Annotated in this window: 18 protein-coding genes; 9 read left to right on the forward strand and 9 right to left on the reverse strand. The window is 67.1% G+C overall.

Annotation, left to right across the window (positions count from 1 at the left end):
* Positions 1-24 precede the first annotated feature (24 nt).
* The 8 genes from AC5RWA_RS12735 (at position 25) to AC5RWA_RS12770 (ending at position 5,605) form a co-directional block, all read left to right on the forward strand.
* Positions 25-1,440 (forward strand): NAD(P)H-quinone dehydrogenase, encoded by a 1,416-nt coding sequence (locus AC5RWA_RS12735; RefSeq protein ID WP_115524328.1) that lies wholly within the window; start codon positions 25-27, stop codon positions 1,438-1,440.
* 38 nt (positions 1,441-1,478) lie between these two features.
* Entirely contained in the window at positions 1,479-2,237 is a 759-nt protein-coding gene (locus tag AC5RWA_RS12740) for a prolipoprotein diacylglyceryl transferase (RefSeq protein ID WP_494057898.1), read from the forward strand.
* Positions 2,234-2,569: a hypothetical protein gene (locus tag AC5RWA_RS12745; RefSeq protein WP_115524326.1), complete on the forward strand. Its 336-nt coding sequence runs from the start codon at positions 2,234-2,236 to the stop codon at positions 2,567-2,569. The genes AC5RWA_RS12740 and AC5RWA_RS12745 overlap by 4 nt, the downstream gene beginning before the upstream one ends.
* A gap of 123 nt (positions 2,570-2,692) precedes the next feature.
* A complete protein-coding gene (locus AC5RWA_RS12750; protein WP_494057899.1) occupies positions 2,693-3,049 on the forward strand; it encodes a hypothetical protein in 357 nt (118 codons plus the stop codon).
* A 1-nt stretch (position 3,050) separates the two neighbouring features.
* On the forward strand, positions 3,051-4,655 hold the full coding sequence (locus AC5RWA_RS12755; RefSeq protein WP_494057900.1) for a radical SAM protein: 1,605 nt from the start codon (positions 3,051-3,053) through the stop codon (positions 4,653-4,655).
* 9 nt (positions 4,656-4,664) lie between these two features.
* Positions 4,665-5,036: a hypothetical protein gene (locus AC5RWA_RS12760; RefSeq protein ID WP_494057901.1), complete on the forward strand. Its 372-nt coding sequence runs from the start codon at positions 4,665-4,667 to the stop codon at positions 5,034-5,036.
* Positions 5,037-5,152: 116 nt separating this feature from the next.
* Positions 5,153-5,410 (forward strand): hypothetical protein, encoded by a 258-nt coding sequence (locus tag AC5RWA_RS12765; RefSeq protein WP_115524322.1) that lies wholly within the window; start codon positions 5,153-5,155, stop codon positions 5,408-5,410.
* Positions 5,411-5,425: 15 nt separating this feature from the next.
* The gene (locus AC5RWA_RS12770; RefSeq protein WP_115524321.1) at positions 5,426-5,605 is read left to right on the forward strand and encodes a PspC domain-containing protein; all 180 of its coding nucleotides are present in this window, start codon (positions 5,426-5,428) and stop codon (positions 5,603-5,605) included.
* Positions 5,606-5,765: 160 nt separating this feature from the next.
* On the opposite strand, the gene AC5RWA_RS12775 is transcribed toward AC5RWA_RS12770, so the two are convergent.
* Genes AC5RWA_RS12775 through AC5RWA_RS12785 form a run of 3 tightly spaced genes read right to left on the reverse strand, consistent with a single transcriptional unit; the run spans position 5,766 to position 11,027 of the window.
* Positions 5,766-7,325 carry an FAD-dependent oxidoreductase gene (locus AC5RWA_RS12775; RefSeq protein WP_494057902.1) on the reverse strand — a complete coding sequence of 520 codons (1,560 nt, stop codon included), beginning with the start codon at positions 7,323-7,325 and terminating at the stop codon, positions 5,766-5,768.
* Positions 7,322-9,550 carry a molybdopterin oxidoreductase family protein gene (locus AC5RWA_RS12780; protein WP_494057903.1) on the reverse strand — a complete coding sequence of 743 codons (2,229 nt, stop codon included), beginning with the start codon at positions 9,548-9,550 and terminating at the stop codon, positions 7,322-7,324. The genes AC5RWA_RS12775 and AC5RWA_RS12780 overlap by 4 nt, the downstream gene beginning before the upstream one ends.
* Position 9,551: 1 nt before the next feature.
* A complete protein-coding gene (locus AC5RWA_RS12785) occupies positions 9,552-11,027 on the reverse strand; it encodes an MFS transporter (RefSeq protein ID WP_494057904.1) in 1,476 nt (491 codons plus the stop codon).
* A gap of 276 nt (positions 11,028-11,303) precedes the next feature.
* Between AC5RWA_RS12785 and AC5RWA_RS12790 the strand changes: the two genes are divergently transcribed.
* On the forward strand, positions 11,304-12,716 hold the full coding sequence (locus AC5RWA_RS12790) for an MFS transporter (RefSeq protein WP_079595625.1): 1,413 nt from the start codon (positions 11,304-11,306) through the stop codon (positions 12,714-12,716).
* Positions 12,717-12,852: 136 nt separating this feature from the next.
* On the opposite strand, the gene AC5RWA_RS12795 is transcribed toward AC5RWA_RS12790, so the two are convergent.
* The 6 genes from AC5RWA_RS12795 to AC5RWA_RS12820 form a co-directional block, all read right to left on the reverse strand.
* Positions 12,853-13,584 (reverse strand): glutamine amidotransferase, encoded by a 732-nt coding sequence (locus AC5RWA_RS12795; protein WP_115524318.1) that lies wholly within the window; start codon positions 13,582-13,584, stop codon positions 12,853-12,855.
* Between the two features lie 83 nt (positions 13,585-13,667).
* Positions 13,668-14,108, reverse strand: coding sequence for a YybH family protein (locus tag AC5RWA_RS12800; RefSeq protein WP_476246980.1), 441 nt, complete (start codon positions 14,106-14,108; stop codon positions 13,668-13,670).
* Positions 14,109-14,126: 18 nt separating this feature from the next.
* Complete coding sequence (locus AC5RWA_RS12805; protein WP_494057905.1) at positions 14,127-15,938, reverse strand: acetyl/propionyl/methylcrotonyl-CoA carboxylase subunit alpha; 1,812 nt, start codon at positions 15,936-15,938, stop codon at positions 14,127-14,129.
* Positions 15,939-16,068: 130 nt separating this feature from the next.
* Positions 16,069-16,716, reverse strand: coding sequence for a Maf family protein (locus tag AC5RWA_RS12810; RefSeq protein ID WP_494057906.1), 648 nt, complete (start codon positions 16,714-16,716; stop codon positions 16,069-16,071).
* Between the two features lie 28 nt (positions 16,717-16,744).
* Positions 16,745-19,267 carry an MMPL family transporter gene (locus AC5RWA_RS12815; protein ID WP_494057907.1) on the reverse strand — a complete coding sequence of 841 codons (2,523 nt, stop codon included), beginning with the start codon at positions 19,265-19,267 and terminating at the stop codon, positions 16,745-16,747.
* A gap of 17 nt (positions 19,268-19,284) precedes the next feature.
* Positions 19,285-20,001, reverse strand: a complete 717-nt coding sequence (locus AC5RWA_RS12820; RefSeq protein ID WP_494057908.1) for a TetR/AcrR family transcriptional regulator — start codon at positions 19,999-20,001, stop codon at positions 19,285-19,287.
* Positions 20,002-20,011: the final 10 nt, after the last annotated feature.

Below are 20,011 nucleotides of genomic sequence, written 5' to 3' on the forward strand. Positions count from 1 at the left end.
GGGGATAAGCGAGAATGATTCATTGTGACTACGCATCCAGATTTCAGTTCGCCCCGGATCGCAATCCTGGGAGGTGGTCCGGGAGGGTACGAAGCCGCCATGGTGGCCGCCTCGCTGGGGGCGCAGGTCACCATCATCGAACGCGCCGGGCTGGGCGGATCCGCCGTGCTCACCGACGTGGTGCCGTCCAAGACCCTGATCGCCACGGCGGACCTGATGACCCGCGTCGCCGAGGCGGGCGAGCTGGGCGTGAAGTTCGACGTCGACGGCGGCGACTTTGTGCCGGTGATGCGGGCGGACCTGAAACACATCAACGACCGCCTGCTCAACCTGGCCCGCAGCCAGTCCAAGGACATCCACGACGGCCTGGAGAGCCAGGGCGTGCGCATCCTTGCCGGGTCCGGCCGCCTGCTGGACAACCACACCATCGAGGTCCTCACGGTGGACGGCACGGAGATCGTGGAGGCGGACACCATTCTGCTGGCCGTTGGCGCGCACCCGCGTGAGCTGCCCACCGCACGGCCGGACGGCGAACGCATCCTCAACTGGACACAGATCTACAACCTGGATGAGCTGCCCGAGGACCTGATTGTGGTGGGCTCCGGTGTGACCGGCGCCGAATTTGCTTCCGCGTACAACGGCCTCGGCTCGAAAGTGACGCTGATTTCCAGCCGTGACCGGGTGCTTCCCGGTTCGGACGTTGACGCGGCGGTCGTGCTGGAGGAAGTATTCGAACGCCGCGGCGTCCGGGTCCTGTCCCGCTCGCGTGCGGAGGCCGTGGAACGGACCGACGACGGCGTAGTGGTCACCCTGGGCGACGGCACCAAGGTGACCGGCAGCCACTGCCTGCTCTGCCTGGGATCCATTCCCAACACCGCCGGCATTGGCCTGGAGGAAGCCGGAGTGGCGCTCAGCGAGAGCGGCCACATCAAGGTGGACGGCGTCTCCCGCACGTCGGCGCCGAACATCTACGCCGCGGGCGACTGCACCGGCGTCCTGCCGCTGGCCTCCGTGGCCGCCATGCAGGGCAGGATCGCCGTCGCGCACTTCATGGGCGACGTGGTAACACCCCTCAAGCTGCACCAGGTGGCTTCGAACATCTTCACCTCCCCGGAGATCGCCAACGTGGGCGTCTCGGAAGCTGACATCGATTCCGGCAAGTACCAGGGTGACGTCGTGAAGCTTTCAATGCGCAGCAACGCCCGGGCAAAGATGCGCAACGCCCGGGACGGCTTCGTGAAAATCTTTGCCCGCAAGGGCTCCGGCACCGTTATCGGCGGCGTTGTGGTGGGCCCCAACGCGTCGGAGCTGATCTTCCCCATCTCCATCGCGGTCAAGCAGAAGCTGCATGTGGATGACGTCGCCAGCACGTTCACCGTGTACCCGTCGCTGACCGGGTCCATCTCCGAAGCGGCGCGGCGCCTGCACGTGCACCTGTAGCTGCGGGAGGCCTGCAGGGGCACTGCTACACTCTGCTCATGATCGGGCTTCCCTTCGCGGGAGACGGGCTGGTGCACGGCGGCCTGTTGGGGCTGGGAATCCTCGCAGCCCTTCTGTTCTACGCCTATGAGAAGCGCCGGCGTGGCCTGTCCGACCCACGGTTGTGGCCCATTGCCGGTTTCGCTCTCGCCTTCGGGGCCATCGGCTCACGGGTCTTCACCTGGGACTTTTCCCGGCAGGTCTCCTTGGCGGACTGGTGGGGCAACGGCGACCGCAGCATTCTCGCGGGCCTTGTGGGCGCGTGGCTCGGCGTCCACCTGGGCAAGCGCCTGACAGGTTACCGCGAGCCCACCGGTGATTTGCTTGCGCCCGCGGTCGCCCTGGCCCTGGTGATAGGGCGGGTGGGCTGTCTCCTCACGGAACTGCCCGGCACCCCCACCGGGGGAGCGTGGGGAATATCGCTCACGCCCGGGCAGGCTGCAATGCTGGGCGGGATCCCGGGGGTGGGCCTCCACCCGTCCTTTGCCTACGAAATCGTGTTTCATGCGGCCGGATTCGCGCTCATGTGGCGGTATCGCGACCGCCTGCCCCGCCCCGGCGACCTCTTCATCTGCTACGTGACGTCCTACGCCTTGTTCCGGTTCGGCGTCGAATTTGTCCGGGGCAATGAGGTGCTCTGGCTGGGGATGAGCCGTCCCCAATGGTTCCTCCTGGTAATTCTTCCCCTGTTGCTTTGGCGGATGCTGCGGGTCTTCAAGAAACCCCTCCTCCCGAAACTGGAAGGAACAGCGGCATGAGCAAGGACAATTGGCGCCAAGACGACGAAGAACCCCCTGAACCAGCGCTCGGACCCATGGGGTACGGAATCCTGTTCGGAACTACTGCCCTTTATGCCACCTATGTCGGGATACCGATTGCTTTCGGTGGACCTCAAAACATGCGTTTCCTGACCGGGCCGTCCGCCTTCATTCCCGTCGGCGTCTACCTGGCGATTGCCGTGGTCCTGGCGGTCCGGCCCCGCACGTCCCGGTGGGGTGCGGGTCTGCTCATTGGCCTGGGAATCTTCACCCTGCTCGGCGGCGGAGTCTGCGTCGGAAGCCTTGCCGCGCAGATGAGGGGTGACTTCTGAGATGAATCCCTCACCGTTCTCTTCCCGGCAGGCACTGCCCGGCCTGATTCTCCCCCTGCTGCTCCGGCGGATGCTGCGGGTACTCGGGAAACCTCTCCGCCCGAAGTTGGAGGAACGAGCAGTATGAGCGAGGACAACCCCGACGTTCCCAGGAACCCGCCTCCACCACAGCAAGAAAAGGAGGAGCCTCCTGAAGCAAGACGAGGCTCTATGCTGCTGGGAATTGTGTTGGGGACTCCTGCCCTTTATGCCCTCTACTTCGGGGGAACAAGTGGTATCGCGCCGGATGCAAGGGACACGAGCTTACTCACTGGGCCCTCGACGTTCATACCAATCGCGGTCTATCTGATGGTAGCGATTGTGCTGGCGGCCATGCCGCGTACGTCCCAGTGGGGTGCGGGGCTGCTGATTGGCCTGGGGTTCTTCACCCTGTTCGGCGGCGGGATCTGCGTCGGATACCTCGCGCAGATGAGAGCCTGAAATGAATCAGTCACCGTTCTCCTCCCAGCGGGCGTTGCCCGGGCCCGGCCAGCCGCTGCGCGGGGACCGCATTCACCGGTACGTGACAGCCTTCTGTCCCCAATGCCACGAGACAAACCCCCCGCTCGCGCAGGTCCGGCGCCTTTCCGGCGCGCTGCTGATCCGCGATGACCGGGTCTGGCTCGAACGCGGCTGCCCGGACCACGGGCTGGTCCGCACGTTGTACGACGAGTCTCCGGAAATCCTGCGCTACCTGGAGAAGTGGCAGGCGCCTACCAAGCAACACATCCCGGACCAGGCCGGCAATTACCGCCAGGTGCCGGAGGCCTACGCCTACGGGCTGCCCGCCATGCAGACGCAGCACACATGCATTCTCCTGCAGGACATCATTGAGCACTGCAACCTGCGCTGCCCCACTTGCTTCACCGCCTCCGGCCCCCAGCTGCAGGGAGTCGCGCCCCTCAGCGAAGTGCTGGCTAACATCGACACCCGGCTTGCCCGCGAAAACGGACGGCTGGACGTGCTGATGCTCTCCGGCGGTGAGCCCACGCTTTATCCCCATCTGGCCGAACTTCTGGAAGAGCTCGTTGCCCGGCCCATCGTCCGGATCATGGTGAACAGCAACGGCATGCTTATGGCCACCGATGATGACCTCCTCGCACTGCTGGCCAGGCACCGGGACCGCGTGGAGGTGTACCTCCAATACGACGGCCCGTCCAAAGAAGCATCCATCCACCACCGCGGGGGAGACCTGACCCGCTTCAAGGACATGGCCATCGCACGCCTGTCCGGGGCAGGTATCTTCACCACCCTGACGATGACGGCGGCACTCGGCGTCAACGACGGCGAGGTCGGCGCCGTCGTCATGAGGGCATTGGAAACCCCGTTCGTGGGTGGCGTTGCGCTTCAGCCAGTGTTCGGTTCAGGGCGCGGCCACGGCATCGATCCCACGGACAGGCTCACGCACACAGGGGTGCTGGAACGGCTCGCGGAGCAAACCGGAGGCGTGGTCTCATGGCACGACCTGACAGCCCTGCCGTGCTCGCATCCGCATTGCGCGTCCGTGGGCTACATGCTGAAGGACGATGCAGGCGTCTGGCGTTCGCTGACAGCGCTCATTGGGCACGACCAGCTCCTCGCCTGGCTGGAACTCAATCCTGACAGCATTGCCAACCGCATCGCCGACAGTGCAATCCCGCTCGAGCTGCGCAACCTCATGAAGTCCTCCCTGCTGGACCTGCTCAGTGAACAGTCCTCTTTGTCACATCCACGGACCATGGAGCTCTGGAAGAACATCTGCACCCAGTGCGACCTCGGAATCGGCACCCTCACCACCCTGGCTGCCGGCAAGCTTCCCGGGCAGCAACAGCGGTTGCGCCGGCTCCTGGGCGAACGGATTACGCGCATCATGGTCAAGCCCTTCATGGACATCTCCACCATGATCGAGGAACGGCTCACGCAATGCTGTGTCCACGTTGGCACAAAGAGCGACGCCGGCGATCACCAGTGCGCTCCCTTCTGTGCCGTCCAGGCGTGGCCGGCTTTGTCACGGCAGCGCATGAGCACAGCAACGGGCCGCGAACTTCTCCCCGTCCGCCAGGTTTAAGGAGGAATGATGAGCTCCGCATCGGATGCCAGGCGCATTGCAGCCGGATCACCGCCGTCGGAACTCGTGGTTCCCGCGCGTGCCGGGAACCAGCCCGGTGGCGGGTCCGGTCCGGAGGGCCAGGCAGCGGCACCGTTCGATCCTCTGCGCCTGTGCATCTTCGCCACTATCGCCTTACTGGGTTGGCTGGCGGGCCCGGTGGCCCTGAGCGCCTTCGCAGCTGTCGGAGTCATCGGCTACTGGAAGGCCCGCCGGCAAGGACTCAAGAAATCGAAGTGCTTCCTGCGTGACACGAGGCTTGTGCTGGCCTATCTGGGGATCCTGCTCGCGCTCGGATTCTATGGGATATACGGGCTGGCGAAGGGAGTGTTCAGCCTTTGAGTGAACTCTGGACCCTCCCGGTGCCATCTGCATAGACTCCTCGAAGGAACGGCCGGTATTCATCAGCGGATTTCCGGACCCGTCCCGGCACCAGCCATCGACGCAAGGAGCAGCTCGTGGAACTGAATGACGTCAAGTGGAACGAACAGGCACGCGACAAGATTCTGCTGGACGCCGACCGGGCGTTGCAGGAAGCGGTCCGGGAAGCAGCATCATCCCTGTCCGGCAAGGACAAGGACGAGGTGTACAAGTTCCTGTTCGAGAAGTTGAAGGACCAGTTCGTGGACTTCCAGCCCGGGCCGGACCTCACGAAGTACGCCGAGGCTGTGGCCGGCGGCGAGCTCGCCGCCGATGAAGCACGGGCTGAAGGGTAGGGCGGTCCCGTGTCAATGGCACTTGAACGGCCCCGCCGCGGAAAGATGATCGGCGGGGTCTGCGCGGCCCTTTCTGCCCGGTTCGGCCTCCCGAAATTCCTGGTCAGGCTGGGCTTCGTGATCTTCGGCCTGGTGGGGATCGGCGAGCTGGTCTACATCGCGCTGTGGATCATCATTCCAAAGGCTCCGGTGTAAGAGCTCCGGTTTCGACAGGCTCAACCACCGGGGGCCTGGTTAACTAGGCGGCCGAGACCGCCTGGGGCCACGGCCGCCGGGTTCCCTGACCGTGGAGCCGCTCCGGCGAGGGCCCCGGGCCGAGCTTGCGAGGGCAGGGAGCCGGTGCGGCCTTGCGAGGTTAGGGGGCGGCTGGGGAGAAGTGTTTTTCGATGAGCCCCTTGATGTCTTCGTGGCAGCCGCCGCAGCCGGTGCCGGCACGGGTTGCCTTGGATACCTCGGAAACGGTGGAGCAGCCGTCCTCGACCGCTCCCTGGATCGCCGCCCCGCTGACGCCTGCGCACCGGCAAACGGTGCTCTGCGGGTCGGCAGCCCCGGCACCGGGCAGCCCGTCCGGCCCATCGAGGCGCAGGAGCAGTGACCGGTCCGCGGGCAGCTCGGCGGAACGCTCGAAGAGCCCCACCAGCTCGGCCGCCGTGCGCGGCATTCCCACCGACACCAGGCCTTCCAGCACGCCGCCGCGGGTGGTCATCTTCACGTAGCGGCCGTGCTCCGGATCCGCCCACTGGGCGATCTGCAGGCGTGGCCGCCCGTTCACTGCACCCGCCGTCAGGACTTCCTCGTCCCACGGCTCGGCGCTGTTGTCCCCGGCCACTGCCATGTTCATGCCGCGTGCCTTGAGGACAATCACGCCGGGCTGCTCAGCAGGCAGTTCCGGCAGCAGGTCAGCGTCCTCCACGGCGCCTGCAGCGAGGAGGCCCAGGTACTCACCCAGCCATTCAGCCTGGCGCCAGCCCGGACCCACCAGGCCGGATGGGCCTTTGGCGTTGCGGCAGGCTGCACACTCCGGATCCGGGCAGCGCACCTCCGCGCAGTCGCCGATGGCAAATATGTGCGGCTCGTGATGCGCCCGGAGCCGGTGGTCCACCAGGATCCCGGCGGATGTGGACAGTCCGCAGCCTTCGGCGAGTTCGGTGCGGGAACGAACCCCGCACGAGATGACCAGGAGGTCCCCGTCAATCGCCGAACCGTCGTCAAGCAGCAGAGCGGAAAAGCCGCCGTCGGGGGCGTTGTGCTCAACCCCGGTGGACCGCGCGTTGCCGGCCATCCGGACGCCGCAGCGGCGCAGGCCGGCCGCCAGGACGGCCCCGCCGCCGCGGTCGATGTTGCGGCCCAGGGGGTGCGGCCCATTGTGGACCACGGTGACGGTGGCGCCTTCCTCGGCTGCGGCCAGCGCTGTTTCCAGGCCCAGGACGCCGCCGCCCAGGACCACCACGCGCTTGCCGCCGTCCACGGCCTGCCGCAGCACATCCGCGTCGCGGAGGTCCCGCAGCGCCGTCACACCCGCCGGAAGGACAGGGGAGGAGGGATCGGGGTTGATGCCGGTGAGGTTGGGGATCACCGGACGGGAACCGGTGGCGAACACCAGCCGGTCGTAATGGGCGGTGGAGCCGTCGGACAGGAGGACCTGCTGCCGGGCGCGGTCCACGCGGCGGACGCGGACGCCCAGGCGGACGTCAACACCGTCGGCGGCCAGTGCGTCTGCGTCGGACAGTGCCAGCGCGTCGGCGGTGGTGCGTCCCACCCCGAGATCGGCCACGAGGACGCGGTTGTACGCGGCTTCGGCTTCTTCTCCGACCACCGTCAGGCGGGCGTGTCCGGCGCGCACGGCCGGCAGCAGCTCGTCCACCAGCCGGGCCGCCACCGGGCCGAATCCCACAATGACAATTTGCTCGCTCATGAGGCCTCCGTCGTTTGAAGCACGTTGCTGGAAAGGGGAGCGGCCACCGGCCGGACCCAAACCTTGTTGAACTTGAACTCGGGCATCCCGGAAACGGGGTCCGTGGCGGCCTCCGTCAGGCGGTTGGCGCTTTCGAGTTCGGGGAAGTGGAAGGGCAGGAAGACCGTCTCGGGGCGGATGGCCGTGCTCAGCTCAGCCCGGCACACCACCTCGCCGCGTTCGTTGGCCAAGGACACCAGGGAGCCGGCGGTGATGCCCATCGCTTCCGCTGCCGCCGGGTGGATCTGCATCTGCGCTTCCGGCTGTGATGCCAGGAGTTCGGTCACCCGGCGGGTCTGGGCGCCGGACTGGTAGTGCTCCAGGAGGCGGCCGGTGATGAGGGTCATGGTTTTCGCGGCCGGGTCCGGATTGGCAGCGGGGGTACGACGGCGGCGGGGCGTCACCGGGGTCAACACGGCTTTGCCGTCGGGGTGCGCAAAGCGGTCCTGGAACAGCCTCGGCGTTCCGGTGCTGCCCGCGGGGTAGGGCCAGTAGGCGGCCTCTCCCCGGTCGAGCATGGCGTAGTCGATTCCGGAGTAGTCGGCGAGCCCGCCGGCGGAGGCCAGCCGGAGTTCCTCGAAGACGGTTTCCGGGTCTTCACTGTAGCTGGAGGGAGCATTGAGGGCCTCCGCCAGGCGTGCCATGATCCACAGCTCGCTGCGGGCTCCGGCCGGCGGTGTCAGGGCGCGGCGGCGGCGCAGGACGCGGCCTTCGAGGTTGGTCAGCGTGCCCTCCTCCTCGGCCCACTGGAGGACGGGAAGGATAAGGTCGGCCTCGGCGGCTGTCTCGGACATAAAGAAGTCGCAGACCATCAGGAAGTCCAGGCTGCGCAGGCCGTCGATTACGGCGTTGGCGTCGGGGGAGGCCACCGCGATGTTGGAGGCGTGGACAAAAAGGCAGCGGACGCCGTCGGGCTTTCCCAGGGACTTCAGGAGCTGTACGGCCGGCAGCCCGGGCCCGGGGATGAGTTCTTCCGGAACGCCCCACACTCCGGCCACATGGGCGCGGGCGGCGGGATCGGTGATCTTGCGGTAGCCGGGCAGCTGGTCCGCCTTCTGGCCGTGCTCGCGGCCGCCCTGGCCGTTGCCCTGGCCGGTGAGCGTACCGTAGCCGCTGCGGGCAGAGCCCGGCAGGCCCAGCAGGAGGCTGAGGTTGATGGCGGCGGTGGCGGTGTCGGTGCCGTCGATGTGCTGTTCCACGCCCCGGCCGGTAAGGATATAGCTGCCGCCCTGGCGGGCTCCGGCTGCCAGCCGGCGGGCGGTTTCCCGGATGAGTTCGGCCGGGACGCCGGTGAGGGACTGTACGCGTTCAGGCCAGAAGGAGTTGACGCTGCGGACTACGGCGCTGTAGCCCGAGGTGCGCTCCTCGATAAAGGCAGTGTCCACCAGGTTCTCGTGGATGACCACGTGGGAGATGCCCAGCAACAGGGTGAGGTCGGTGCCCGGCAGGGGCTGGAGGTGGATGCCGCCGCCGTCGGACGTAAAGGCCGCGGTGGCGGAACGGCGCGGATCCACCACGATCAGGCCGCCGGCGTCGCGCGTTCCCTTGAGGTGCTGCACGAAGGGCGGCATGGTCTCGGCCACATTGGAACCGAGCATCATGATGGTGGAGGCCGTGTCCAGGGCCTCCAGCGGGAAGGGGAGGCCCCGGTCCACGCCGAAGGCCCGCATCCCGGCGGCGGCGGCTGAGGACATGCAGAAACGGCCGTTGTAGTCGATGCGGGACGTGCCGAGGGCCAGCCGGGCAAATTTGCCGAGCATGTAGGCCTTCTCGTTGGTGAGGCCGCCGCCGCCAAAAACGCCGACGGCGTCCGCACCGTAGCGTGCGCGGGCATCCTTCACGGCGGACACGGCGAGGTCCAAAGCCTGCTCCCAGCTGATGGGGCGGTGGACGCCGTCCGGGCCCTTCAGCAGTGGCTCGGTGATCCTGCCCGGGTGGTTGAGCAGCGTTGCGGAGGTCCAGCCCTTGCGGCACAGCCCGCCGCGGTTGGTGGGGAAGTCGCGTCCCTGGACCTCGAGGAGGGCGGCAGGGGCAGCGGGAGCCGCGGCGGGGGACGCCGGGGCAGGCAGTGCAGTCACGGGGACTGGCCCCGGCTGGGTAGCCGGGGCCAGTTCCGCTGGAGACGTGAGCGTCATGGCGCACTGCAGGGCGCAGTAAGGGCAGTGCGTGTCGGCGCTTTTGGTCATGTTAGACGTGTCCCATCGCATTTCGGTTGGCGTTGCGGATGTAGCAGAACCAGCAGACAGCCAGCATCAGGACGTATGCCCCAACGAAACCGTAGAAGGCCGGTGTGTAGGAGCCGCTGGCCGTGTTGGAGGCGTTCAGGACCTGCGGGATGACGAATCCGCCGTAGGCACCGATCGCGGAGATCAGGCCGAGGGCCGAGGACGCCAGCCGCTGGGTTGCCACCGAGCTTGCACCCTTGCGGGCGGCGCGGCTGGAGGTGGCGAAGATGACCGGGATCATGCGGTAGGTTGCTCCGTTTCCGAAGCCGCTGGCGGTGAACAGCATCAGGAACAGGACCAGGAAGAGCCAGAAGTTCTTCAGCGGCAGGGTCCAGATCATGGTCAGCGTGATCACGGCCATGGAGGCGAAGGCTGCCACCGTCATCCGCGCGCCGCCCATGCGGTCTGCCATGCGTCCGCCGTAGGGGCGGGCCAGCGAGCCGACCAGGGGGCCGAGGAAGGCGAGTGAGAGGGCCACGGTTCCGACGCCGATGGAGGAGAACTCGGGGAAGTAGTCCTTCATGAGCTTGGGGAACACACCGGCGAAGCCGATGAAGGAGCCGAACGTGCCGATGTAGAGCAGCGCCATGATCCACAGGTGCGGTTCCTTGATGGCGGCCACCGAACCGGCGATGTCGCCCTTGGCGCTGGTGAGGTTGTCCATGAACTTGTAGGCGCCGAACGCCGCGATCAGGATCAGCGGAACCCACATCCAGCCGGCCAGGGGCAGGTTGACGGTCCCGGCGGCCAGCAGGGTGATGGCAATGGGCACGGCGAGCTGCGCGACGGCGGCACCCATGTTTCCGCCGGCGGCGTTCAGGCCCAGGGCCCAGCCCTTTTCACGGGCGGGGTAGAAGAACGTGATGTTTGCCATGGAGCTGGCGAAGTTGCCGCCGCCGAAGCCCGCCAGGGCTGCCACGAGGAGCATGACGCCGAACGGCGTTTCCGGGTTGGAGACGCAGAGTGCCAGGCCGACGGAGGGGATCAGGAGCAGCAGGGCGGAGACGATGGTCCAGTTGCGGCCGCCGAAGCGGGGGACCATGAAGGTGTAAGGGATGCGGAGCGTCGCGCCCACTAGGCTGGGCATCGAGATGAGCCAGAAGATTTCCGACGTGGTGAAGGTGAACCCGGCCGCGGGGAGCTGGACCACCACGATGGACCAGAGCTGCCAGACGACGAAGCCGAGGAATTCGGCGAAGATGGACCAGTTCAGGTTGCGGCGGGCGATGGTGCGGCCGGCGGATTCCCACTGTTCCTTGTTCTCGGCATCCCAGTTGGCGATCCAGCGGCCGGGGCGGAATTCAAGGACGGGGGCGTCTGTGGTGCGGGTAGAGCCGGGCTGTGCGCTGGCGGATGCGGCAACGGTTTCCGGGGCCTGTGCATCGTCAAGGTCCAGGGAATTGCCGGTGCCGGCATCAGCGGTGCGGTCAACAGTCACGGGTTACCTCCTTCGGGGGGATGTTGTTCCTCCACGGTAGGTAGGGCGCGTTTCACGGACCGACGCCGTGTGTTAACGGGCTGTGACATTTGCCTATCGGCGCCTTTTGGCAGCCGTTAGGCAGGAGTAGGGTGGCAAAAATGAGACACACGGCACAGGTCCGCATGCTGGACCTTTCGTCCATTGACTGGACCGCGGGAACTAATATTGAACTCTAACTATTTCGAGCCGGGGGCAATGCCAGCCTCCGGCCGGTTCTAGCGAAAGCGTTTACCTATGTCATCCACCGATACGTCCACGGTGCCCGGTTCGCCCCAGCCGGTGAACTCGCGCGGCCGCGTGATCGTTGCCAGCCTGATCGGCACCACGGTCGAGTTTTACGACTTCTACGTCTATGCCACTGCCGCGGTGCTCGTGTTCCCGCAGCTGTTCTTCCCCAACCAGAACGAGACAACCCAGCTGCTGAGCTCCTTCGCAGTGTTCGGCGTTGCCTTCATCGCCCGCCCGCTCGGCTCCATCGTCTTCGGGCACTTCGGCGACAAGTTCGGCCGCAAAGGCACCCTGGTGGCCTCGCTGCTGACAATGGGTATCGCCACCTTCCTGATCGGCTGCCTGCCCACCGCGCTGGTGCCGGGCTGGGAATTCTGGGCTCCGGCCCTGCTGGTGGTCATGCGGTTCGCCCAGGGCCTGGCACTGGGTGGCGAATGGAGCGGTGCCGCCCTGCTGGCCACCGAGAACGCGCCCGCCAACAAGCGGGCCATCTACGGAACCTTCCCGCAGCTGGGCGCGCCGATCGGCTTCATCATCGCGAACGTCATCTTCCTTGTCTTCAGCTACGCCCTGTCGCCGGCCGACTTCCAGGCCTGGGGCTGGCGCGTGCCCTTCCTGCTCAGTGCCGTTATGGTGATCATCGGCCTCTACGTCCGCCTCAAACTCATCGAGACGCCCGCCTTCACCAAGGTCCTCGAGTCCAACGAGGTGGCCAAGCTGCCGCTGGGCCGCGTCTTCAAAACGAGCTGGCGCCAGCTGATCCTGGGCACGTTCATCATGCTCGCCACGTACGTGCTCTTCTACCTGATGACCACGTTCACCCTGACCTACGGCACCCGGCCGGCCAGCCTCGAGGCTGCCAGGGCCGCCGCCGAGAAGGCCGGAAAGCCGATGACGGAGGCCGCTGCGGCTGCCTTCGTTCCCGGCCTGGGCTACACCCGCAACGACTTCCTCTGGATGCTGATCGCCGGCGTCGTGTTCTTCGGTATCTTTACGCTGGTCTCCGGACCGCTGGCCGAAAAGTACGGCCGGCGCAAGATGCTGCTCGCTGTTACCGGCGGCATCTTCATCTTCGGCCTGCTGTTCGTCCCGCTGTTCAGCGGCGGCTTCGTGGGGACCATGGCCCTGCTGGTCATCGGCTTCTCCCTGATGGGACTCACCTTCGGGCCCATGGGTGCGCTGCTGCCCGAGTTGTTCCCCACGAACGTCCGGTACACCGGGTCCGCTGTCAGCTACAACTTCTCCAGCATCCTGGGTGCTGCGGTTGCGCCGTTCATCGCCGTGGCGCTGTGGGAAATGGCTGACGGCAGCCCCGTCCTGGTGGGCATCTACCTCACCGCCATGGCCGTGCTGACCCTCATTGCCCTGTTCGTCAGCAAGGAAACCCGCGACCTGGACTACGAAAACAACGTGGCCTGACGCATTCCGCGCGTTCCAGCCCACTTGGTGGCTGAAGTGCCCGGCACGATCCCCGTATCCGCGGGGATCGTGCCGGGCATTTTCCTGTCCGGGAGGCAGTAAGCGGGCAGGAAGGTACGACGGCGGGGCGGCGCAGCTAGACCGCGTAGCGCGCCACGAAATTCCGCAGCACGTTCATGGGCTCGGTGACGGTGAACTGCCGGGCATTGTCCATCAGCTCCTCCGCCGACTCCGGAGGGAAGTAGCCGGCGTGCCGGTAGATGTCGATGCGGGTTACCAGCCCGTCAACGTCCAGCTCAGGATGGAACTGGGTGGCATACAGGTTGTTCCGGATCCGGAACATCTGGACCGGGCAGGCCGCGGACCGGGCCAGCAGCACTGCCTGCGGCGGCAGGGTGGTGCAGGCCTCCTTGTGCCCGGTGAAGGCCGTGAAGGTGCGGGGCATCCCTTTCAGCACCGGGTCCGCGAGGCCTGCCTCGGTCAGCTCGATCTCCACGCCGCCCAACGGTTCGCCGTAGGTCCGGTCGATGACGGCGCCCTGGTGGGTACCCAGGGTTCCCACCCCGTAGCAGGCTCCCAGGAACGGAAAGTCCTGTGCCACCAGCCGGTCCAGGAGCCCCGACAGTTCGCGTTCCACCCGGTGTTGCACCCGGCTCTTCTGCTCCGGAGGGTCGCTGGACGTGAAGGGGCTGCCGCCGACAATCACACCGGAGTAATCGGACAGCTCAATGTCAGGCAGCGGGCCCGCCTCCAGCCGGACCCTGTGCAGTTCCCGCGGCTCCAGCCCGCCGTACCGGAGGTAGGCGGCGTACTCGTCTTCGGCTGCGGCATCCTCGGCACGCGAGGCCAGGAGCAGGAAAGGCAACATCTGCTAAGTGTGCCCCGCCCGCCGGATCCTGTCAGCAGCCGAGTGGGCTGCCAGGGCAGTCCGGCAGCTGCCGGCGGTTTGCGTCAGGAAGCGGCGGGCTGGGTCAGCGACCGGCGGGACTGGGGCCGGGCAGCCGGATCCGCGTGCCGGTGCACCAGCTTCCAGTAGCCTTCCTCGCGCCGGAAGATGCTGGTCACCCGGAGCGCAAACTCCTCGGCGACGGCGGCGCCGTCCAGGCGGGCGCGGAAGTGTTCGGTTTCCACGAGGTAGGCCGTATCCCGTGCCGTGTAGGACGTGATGGTGTCGAAGCCGAGCATCTCACCGTCCTGGAACTGCCGGGCTGCCTGGTCCAGCCGGGCCTCCACCTGCGCCCAGCCCCGTGCGATGCCGCCGAACGGGTTCGCCAGGGTGACGTCGTCGAGCTGTGAATACAGTTCCTTGATGGGCGCGGGGTTGCCGCGGGTGATTTCGGGAACCGCCAGGTGGTAGCGGTCCACTTCTTCCTGAAAGCTGGGTGCAAGCATGGGAGCCTCCGGGCCTGTCTAGTCTTCGATGCTGGCGATGACGGCACCGGCGGACACGGTCTCACCGGCAGTTGCCGTGAGGCCGGTGATGGTGCCGGAACGGTGCGCCGTCAGCGGCTGTTCCATCTTCATGGCCTCCAGGACCACTACCAGGTCTCCCTCGGCCACGGTGTCTCCCTCAGCCACTGCCACCTTCACGATGGTGCCCTGCATGGGGGATGTGAGGGCGTTGCCGGTGGCGGCTGCTGTGCCGCCCGAGCGGATACGCTTCTTGGATTTGCCGGGCTTGGCGGCAGCGGGAGCACCGCTTCCAACCGATCCCAGCGAAGCGGGCAGCACCACTTCGAGGCGTTTGCCGCCAACTTCGACCACCACGCGCTGGCGGTCCTCGGCGGCATCCTCCGCGCCGGTGCCGGCGTCGGGGCTCCAGGGGGCCAGGTTGTTCACGAATTCGGTTTCGATCCAGCGGGTGTGGACCTTGAAGGGACCCTCGGCGGGGGCAAACGCCGGATCGGACACAACGGCAAGGTCGAACGGGATGACGGTGGGGATGCCTTCGACCACCATCTCGTCCAGTGCCCGGCGGGACCGCTCCAGCGCCTGTTTGCGGCTGGCGCCGGTCACGATGAGCTTGGACAGCATGGAGTCGAAGTTGCCGCTGATCACGTCACCCTGCTCGATGCCGGAATCGATGCGGATGCCGGGGCCGGTGGGGTTCTTGAGGACGCGGATGGTGCCCGGTGCGGGCATGAAGTTCCGGCCCGGGTCCTCGCCGGTGATGCGGAATTCGAAGGAGTGGCCGCGCACCTCGGGGTCGCCGTAGCCGAGTTCCTCGCCGCGCGCCAGCCGGAACTGCTCGCGGACCAGGTCGATGCCGGTGACTTCCTCGGAGACGCAGTGCTCCACCTGGAGGCGGGTGTTCACTTCGAGGAAGGAGATGGTGCCGTCCTGGCCCACCAGGAATTCGCAGGTGCCGGCGCCCAGGTAGCCGGCCTCCTTCAGGATGGCCTTGGAGGATTCGTAGAGCCGGCGGTTCTGGTCCTCGGTGAGGAACGGGGCGGGGGCTTCCTCCACCAGTTTTTGGTTGCGGCGCTGCAGCGAGCAGTCACGCGTTGAGACCACCACCACGTTGCCGTAGGCATCGGCCAGGCACTGCGTTTCCACATGGCGCGGTGCGTCCAGGAAGCGCTCGATGAAGCACTCGCCGCGGCCGAAGGCGGCAGTGGCTTCACGGACGGCCGATTCGTAAAGTTCGGGGATTTCTTCCCGCGTGCGGGCCACCTTGATGCCGCGGCCGCCGCCGCCGAACGCTGCCTTGATGGCGACGGGCAGCCCGTGCCTGTCCACGAAGGCCAGGATTTCGTCGGCCGTCTCCACGGGGTCCGCAGTGCCGGGAACCAGGGGAGCGCCCACTTTTTCGGCGATGTGGCGCGCCTGGACCTTGTCGCCCAGGGCCGAGATGGCTTCGGGGGACGGTCCGATCCAGGTGATGCCGGCCTCGATTACCCGGGCGGCGAACTGGGCATTTTCTGCCAGGAAGCCGTAGCCGGGGTGGATGGCGTCCGCACCTGAATGGCGGGCGGCGTCGATGATCTTGTCCATCACCAGGTACGACTCGGCGGCGGTGTTGCCGCCCAGGGCGTAAGCCTCGTCAGCAAGGCGGACGTGCAGGGCGTCGCGGTCCGGGTCGGCGTAGACAGCCACGGAGGCGATGCCTTCATCGCGTGCCGCCCGGATGATGCGGACGGCGATTTCTCCGCGGTTGGCGATCAGCACCTTTGTGAGGGTCGACTGCGTGGGACCTGCGGACTGCTCAAAATTTGCTGACAAGGCGTCTCCTTCTTTCCTTCAGGGAGCCTAGCGCGGTTTTGAGGGTTCCGCCGATATTACTTGCGGAATCCGCGTGTAAAGCGCCAATGCTTTGTAGGGAAGCTACAAGACGAGCCGAAAAGGGGACGTTTTACTGCGCGGCCCACAGGTCCGTGATGCGCACGTTCGCGGAGGCGAGGAGGCCGCGGAGGGTGGAGACGGAAAGTCCGACGACGGCGTGCGGGTCGCCGTCGACCTTCCGGATGAAGGCCCCGCCCAGGCCGTCGATGGTGAAGGATCCGGCGCAGTGCAGCGGTTCGCCGGTGGCGATGTAGGCGTCGATCTCCGCCGGTTCCATCTCCAGGAAGGAGACCTCGGCGGAGGCGACCGTTCCCAGCGTGGCACCGGAGCCCGGCTCCCCGCCGTCGTCGTCGGGATCCGTGTCCCGGCAGTCCACCAGCCAGTGCCCCGTGTGCAGGACCCCGGCGTTGCCGCTCATCCGGAGCATGCGCTCGCGGGCGACGGCGGCCGTGTACGGCTTGCCGTGCGCCTCGCCGTCGAACTCGAAGACGGAGTCGCAGCCCAGCACCAGCGCCCCCTCGGCCTCCGGCAGCGCGGCCACCGCCTCAGCCTTCGCCCGGGCCAGCAGCAGCGCGGTGTCGTGCGGATCGGTGACGCCGTAGCGTGCCTGCACGGCGTCCTCGTCCACGTCCGACACCAGGACCGAATGCCTGATGCCGGCCTCGGCCAGGAGCTTGGTGCGGGCGGGGGACTGGGAAGCGAGAATCAGGCGGAGCACGCTTCCAGCCTAATTGACGGGCGCCGGCCTAGTGGACCAGTGCCCCGGACGCGGGAGCGGACTCGGGGCGGCTGAGCTTGGCGCCCTCAACATCCACGTCCGGCAGGATCCGGTCCAGCCAGCGCGGCAGCCACCAGGACTTTTCGCCCAGCAGGTACATCACGGCCGGGACGATGGTCATGCGCACCACGAAGGCATCGAGCAGCACGCCGAACGCCATCGCGAAGCCCAGCGGCCGGACCATGGTCAGGTGGCTGAAGATGAAGCCGGCGAACACGCTCACCATGATGATCGCGGCGGCCGTCACCACGGCGGCGGCGTGGCGGAAGCCCACCCGGACGGCCTCCTTGGCGGACGAGCCGTGCATGTAGGCCTCCCGCATGCCCGAGGCGATGAACACCTGGTAGTCCATGGCCAGGCCGAACAGCACGCCGATCAGGATGATGGGCAGGAAGCTCAGCACAGCGCCGGGGTTGGCGACGTCGAAGACGTTCCCCAGCCAGCCCCACTGGTACACGGCCACCACGGCACCGAACGCGGCGGCGAGGGAGAGCAGGAACCCGCCAGTGGCGAGCAGCGGCACCACGATGGAGCGGAACACGAGCAGCAGAAGGATCAGGGAAAGGCCGACGACGATCGCCAGGTACGGCGGCAGGGCGTCACCAAGTTTCGTGGAGACGTCCACGTTGCCGGCCGTCTGCCCCGTCAGGCCCATGGCAACACCGTATTCAGACTGGATCTCATCGTTGAGCCCGCGCAGTTCCGAGACCACCTGGACGGTGCTGGCGCTGGCCGGGCCTTCCTTGGGGATGACCTGGAAAACGGCGGTCCGGCGGTCCTCGCTGAGCGCGACGGGAACGGCCGCCACCACGTTGTCCACCGCACGGAGCTTGTCGGCGACGTCGTACTGCAGGGCCTGCGCCTGGGCCTCGTCAAGGTTGGCGGGGAATTCGCCCACGGCAACGATGGGCCCGGTGACACCTTCGCCAAAGCTGCGGGCTGTCAGGTCATAGGCCTGATAGGCCTCGGACTCCACGGGTTCCGATCCGCCGTCGGGCAATGCGAGCTGCAGTTGGGTGGCCGGCAGGGCCAGGGTGCCCAGCAGCACAATGCCCGCGATCAGCGCCATCACGGGGTGCCGCGTGACCAGGCCGCCCCAGCCGTGCGTGCTGCGCTCGCGGTCCGTGGCCTCGTCTGCTGCCTCGTGGCCGGGCTCGGCGTTATGCGCTTCGGCTTTCGCCCAGGCCCGCCGGGAGATGATGCGCCTGCCGATCAGGGACAGCATGGCCGGGGTCAGCGTGATGGCCACCAGGACCGCTACCGCCACGGTTCCGGCTGCTGCGAGGCCCATGACGGCAAGGAAGGGAAGGCCGGGGACCACCAGTGCCGCCAGGGCGATGATGACGGTGAGGCCGGCGAAGACCACGGCATTGCCTGAGGTGCCGGTGGCACGCGCTACCGACTCCTCCGGATCCATTCCTGCAAGGAGCTGGGTCCGGTGCCGGTTCACGATGAACAGGGAGTAGTCGATTCCCACGGCGAGGCCGAGCATCAGGGCCAGCATGGGGGAGATGGAGCTCATGTCGAAAACGCCGGAGAGGGCGAACGTGATTCCGACGCCCACACCCACGCCGACCACCGCCATCAGCAGCGGGAGCCCGGCGGCGATCAGGGTGCCCAGCATAATGATCAGGACCAGGGCCGCCACAGCGATGCCGATGATCTCGGCGGCACCGAAGAGCTCGGAAATGTCCTCGGTGATTTCCTTGCTGGCCAGCGCCGTGACACCCGCGGCGGACGTTTCGTGGGCGATGTCCTGGACCTGGTGCCGGACCTCCGGGCTGAGCCCGTTGATGGAGGTGTTGAACTGCACCTGCGCGACTGCCGCGCGGCCGTCTTCGGAAACGAACCGGATGGCCGACGACGCCTCCGCCTGGCGCTTGCCCAGCTCAAGCCTGGCTTTGTTGGCCTCCAGTTCCCGGGCTCCGGCGTCGAGCCTTGCCTGGCCTTCCGCCAGCCCGGCTTTTTGCTGCCCCAACTGTGCCTCGATGACTGCAGCAGGGGCGCCGGCCGCAACCAGCTGCTGCTCGGCTGCGGCGAGCTGCGCCGCGCCGGCCTCCAGCTCTGTCCGGGAGGCGGCCAGCTGGGCCTCGCCGGCGGCGAGCTGCTGTCCGCCTTCGGTGATGGCCTGCGCTGCCTGGTCCACCTGGGCCTGGGTGGCGAACGGATCCACCGTGCCCCGGACGTCCGGCAGGGTCTCAAGCTTCTTGAGCGCATCGGTGACGGCGGTGCGGCTCTCCTCGGTGAAGCCGCCTTCGGGCGCCTCGAAGACGATCGTTGAGGTGCCGCCGGATGCCGAGGGCAGCTCCTCTTTCAGCTTGTCCGCGATCCGCTGCGTCTCCGTGCCCGGGATCTGGAAGTTGTTGGACAGGGTGCCGTGGAAGGCCGCGGCGGAGCCGCCCACGGCCACAAGCGCCGCGAGCCAGAGCGAGATGACCAGCCAGCGCCGGCGGTAGGAGAACTTGCCAAGGCGGTAAAGGAGCAGTGCCATGTGGGGAGCCGATCTGGTCAGGAGGAACGGGAGTCTGTTGGGGTGGCGGATCCAGTGGATACCGGGGAGCGTGGCGTGGATTTGAGCTGCGGGCCATTGAAGCCGGCACCCAGCAGCGCCATGGCGTCGATGAGCAGCTGCCGCAGGTCCGCGAGGGATGCCGGTGAGAGGTCTGGTCCGCGGCGGCTGAACCAGACTTCCATTGCGGCCTTGCCGCAGGAGATGACCGACCCGGCCAGGGCATGGATATACAGGTCATCCTGTTCGCCGCGGTTGCCGGCAACGCGCTCGCGGGCCACGGCAAAGACCTGCGCCCTGCAGTGGTCCCACGCTTCGAGTTCGGTGTGTGACATGAGCGGGCTCTGCTGGGTCAGGGTGAATAGTTCCGCCAGCGGCGCCACGGCCTTGGGGTCGGCGAGGGCCATCAGGGCCGCCTGCGCCGACTCAAGCATGGGTTCATCCGCCGGCCGGAGCCGCAGCTGCTGGATGGCAATGTCGAGGAAGCCGTGGACGATGGAGGCCAGTGCGGCATCGGTGCTGCTGAAGTAGTTGAAGAAGGTCCTGCGCGATATCCCTGCGGCCTCGGCGATGTCCTCAGCAGTGAAGTTCCCGGGGCCCTTTGCGCGCAGCAGCTCCAAAGCGGCGTCGGTAATGGCCTGGCGCGTGGCGGCTTTGTTCAGCTCCCGGCGGGAAGGGACCGCGGCAGCTTCGGCTGTTGGAGGGGACGTCGTCATGCTTTTACAC

Source organism: Arthrobacter sp. 210 2 (assembly GCF_059093025.1).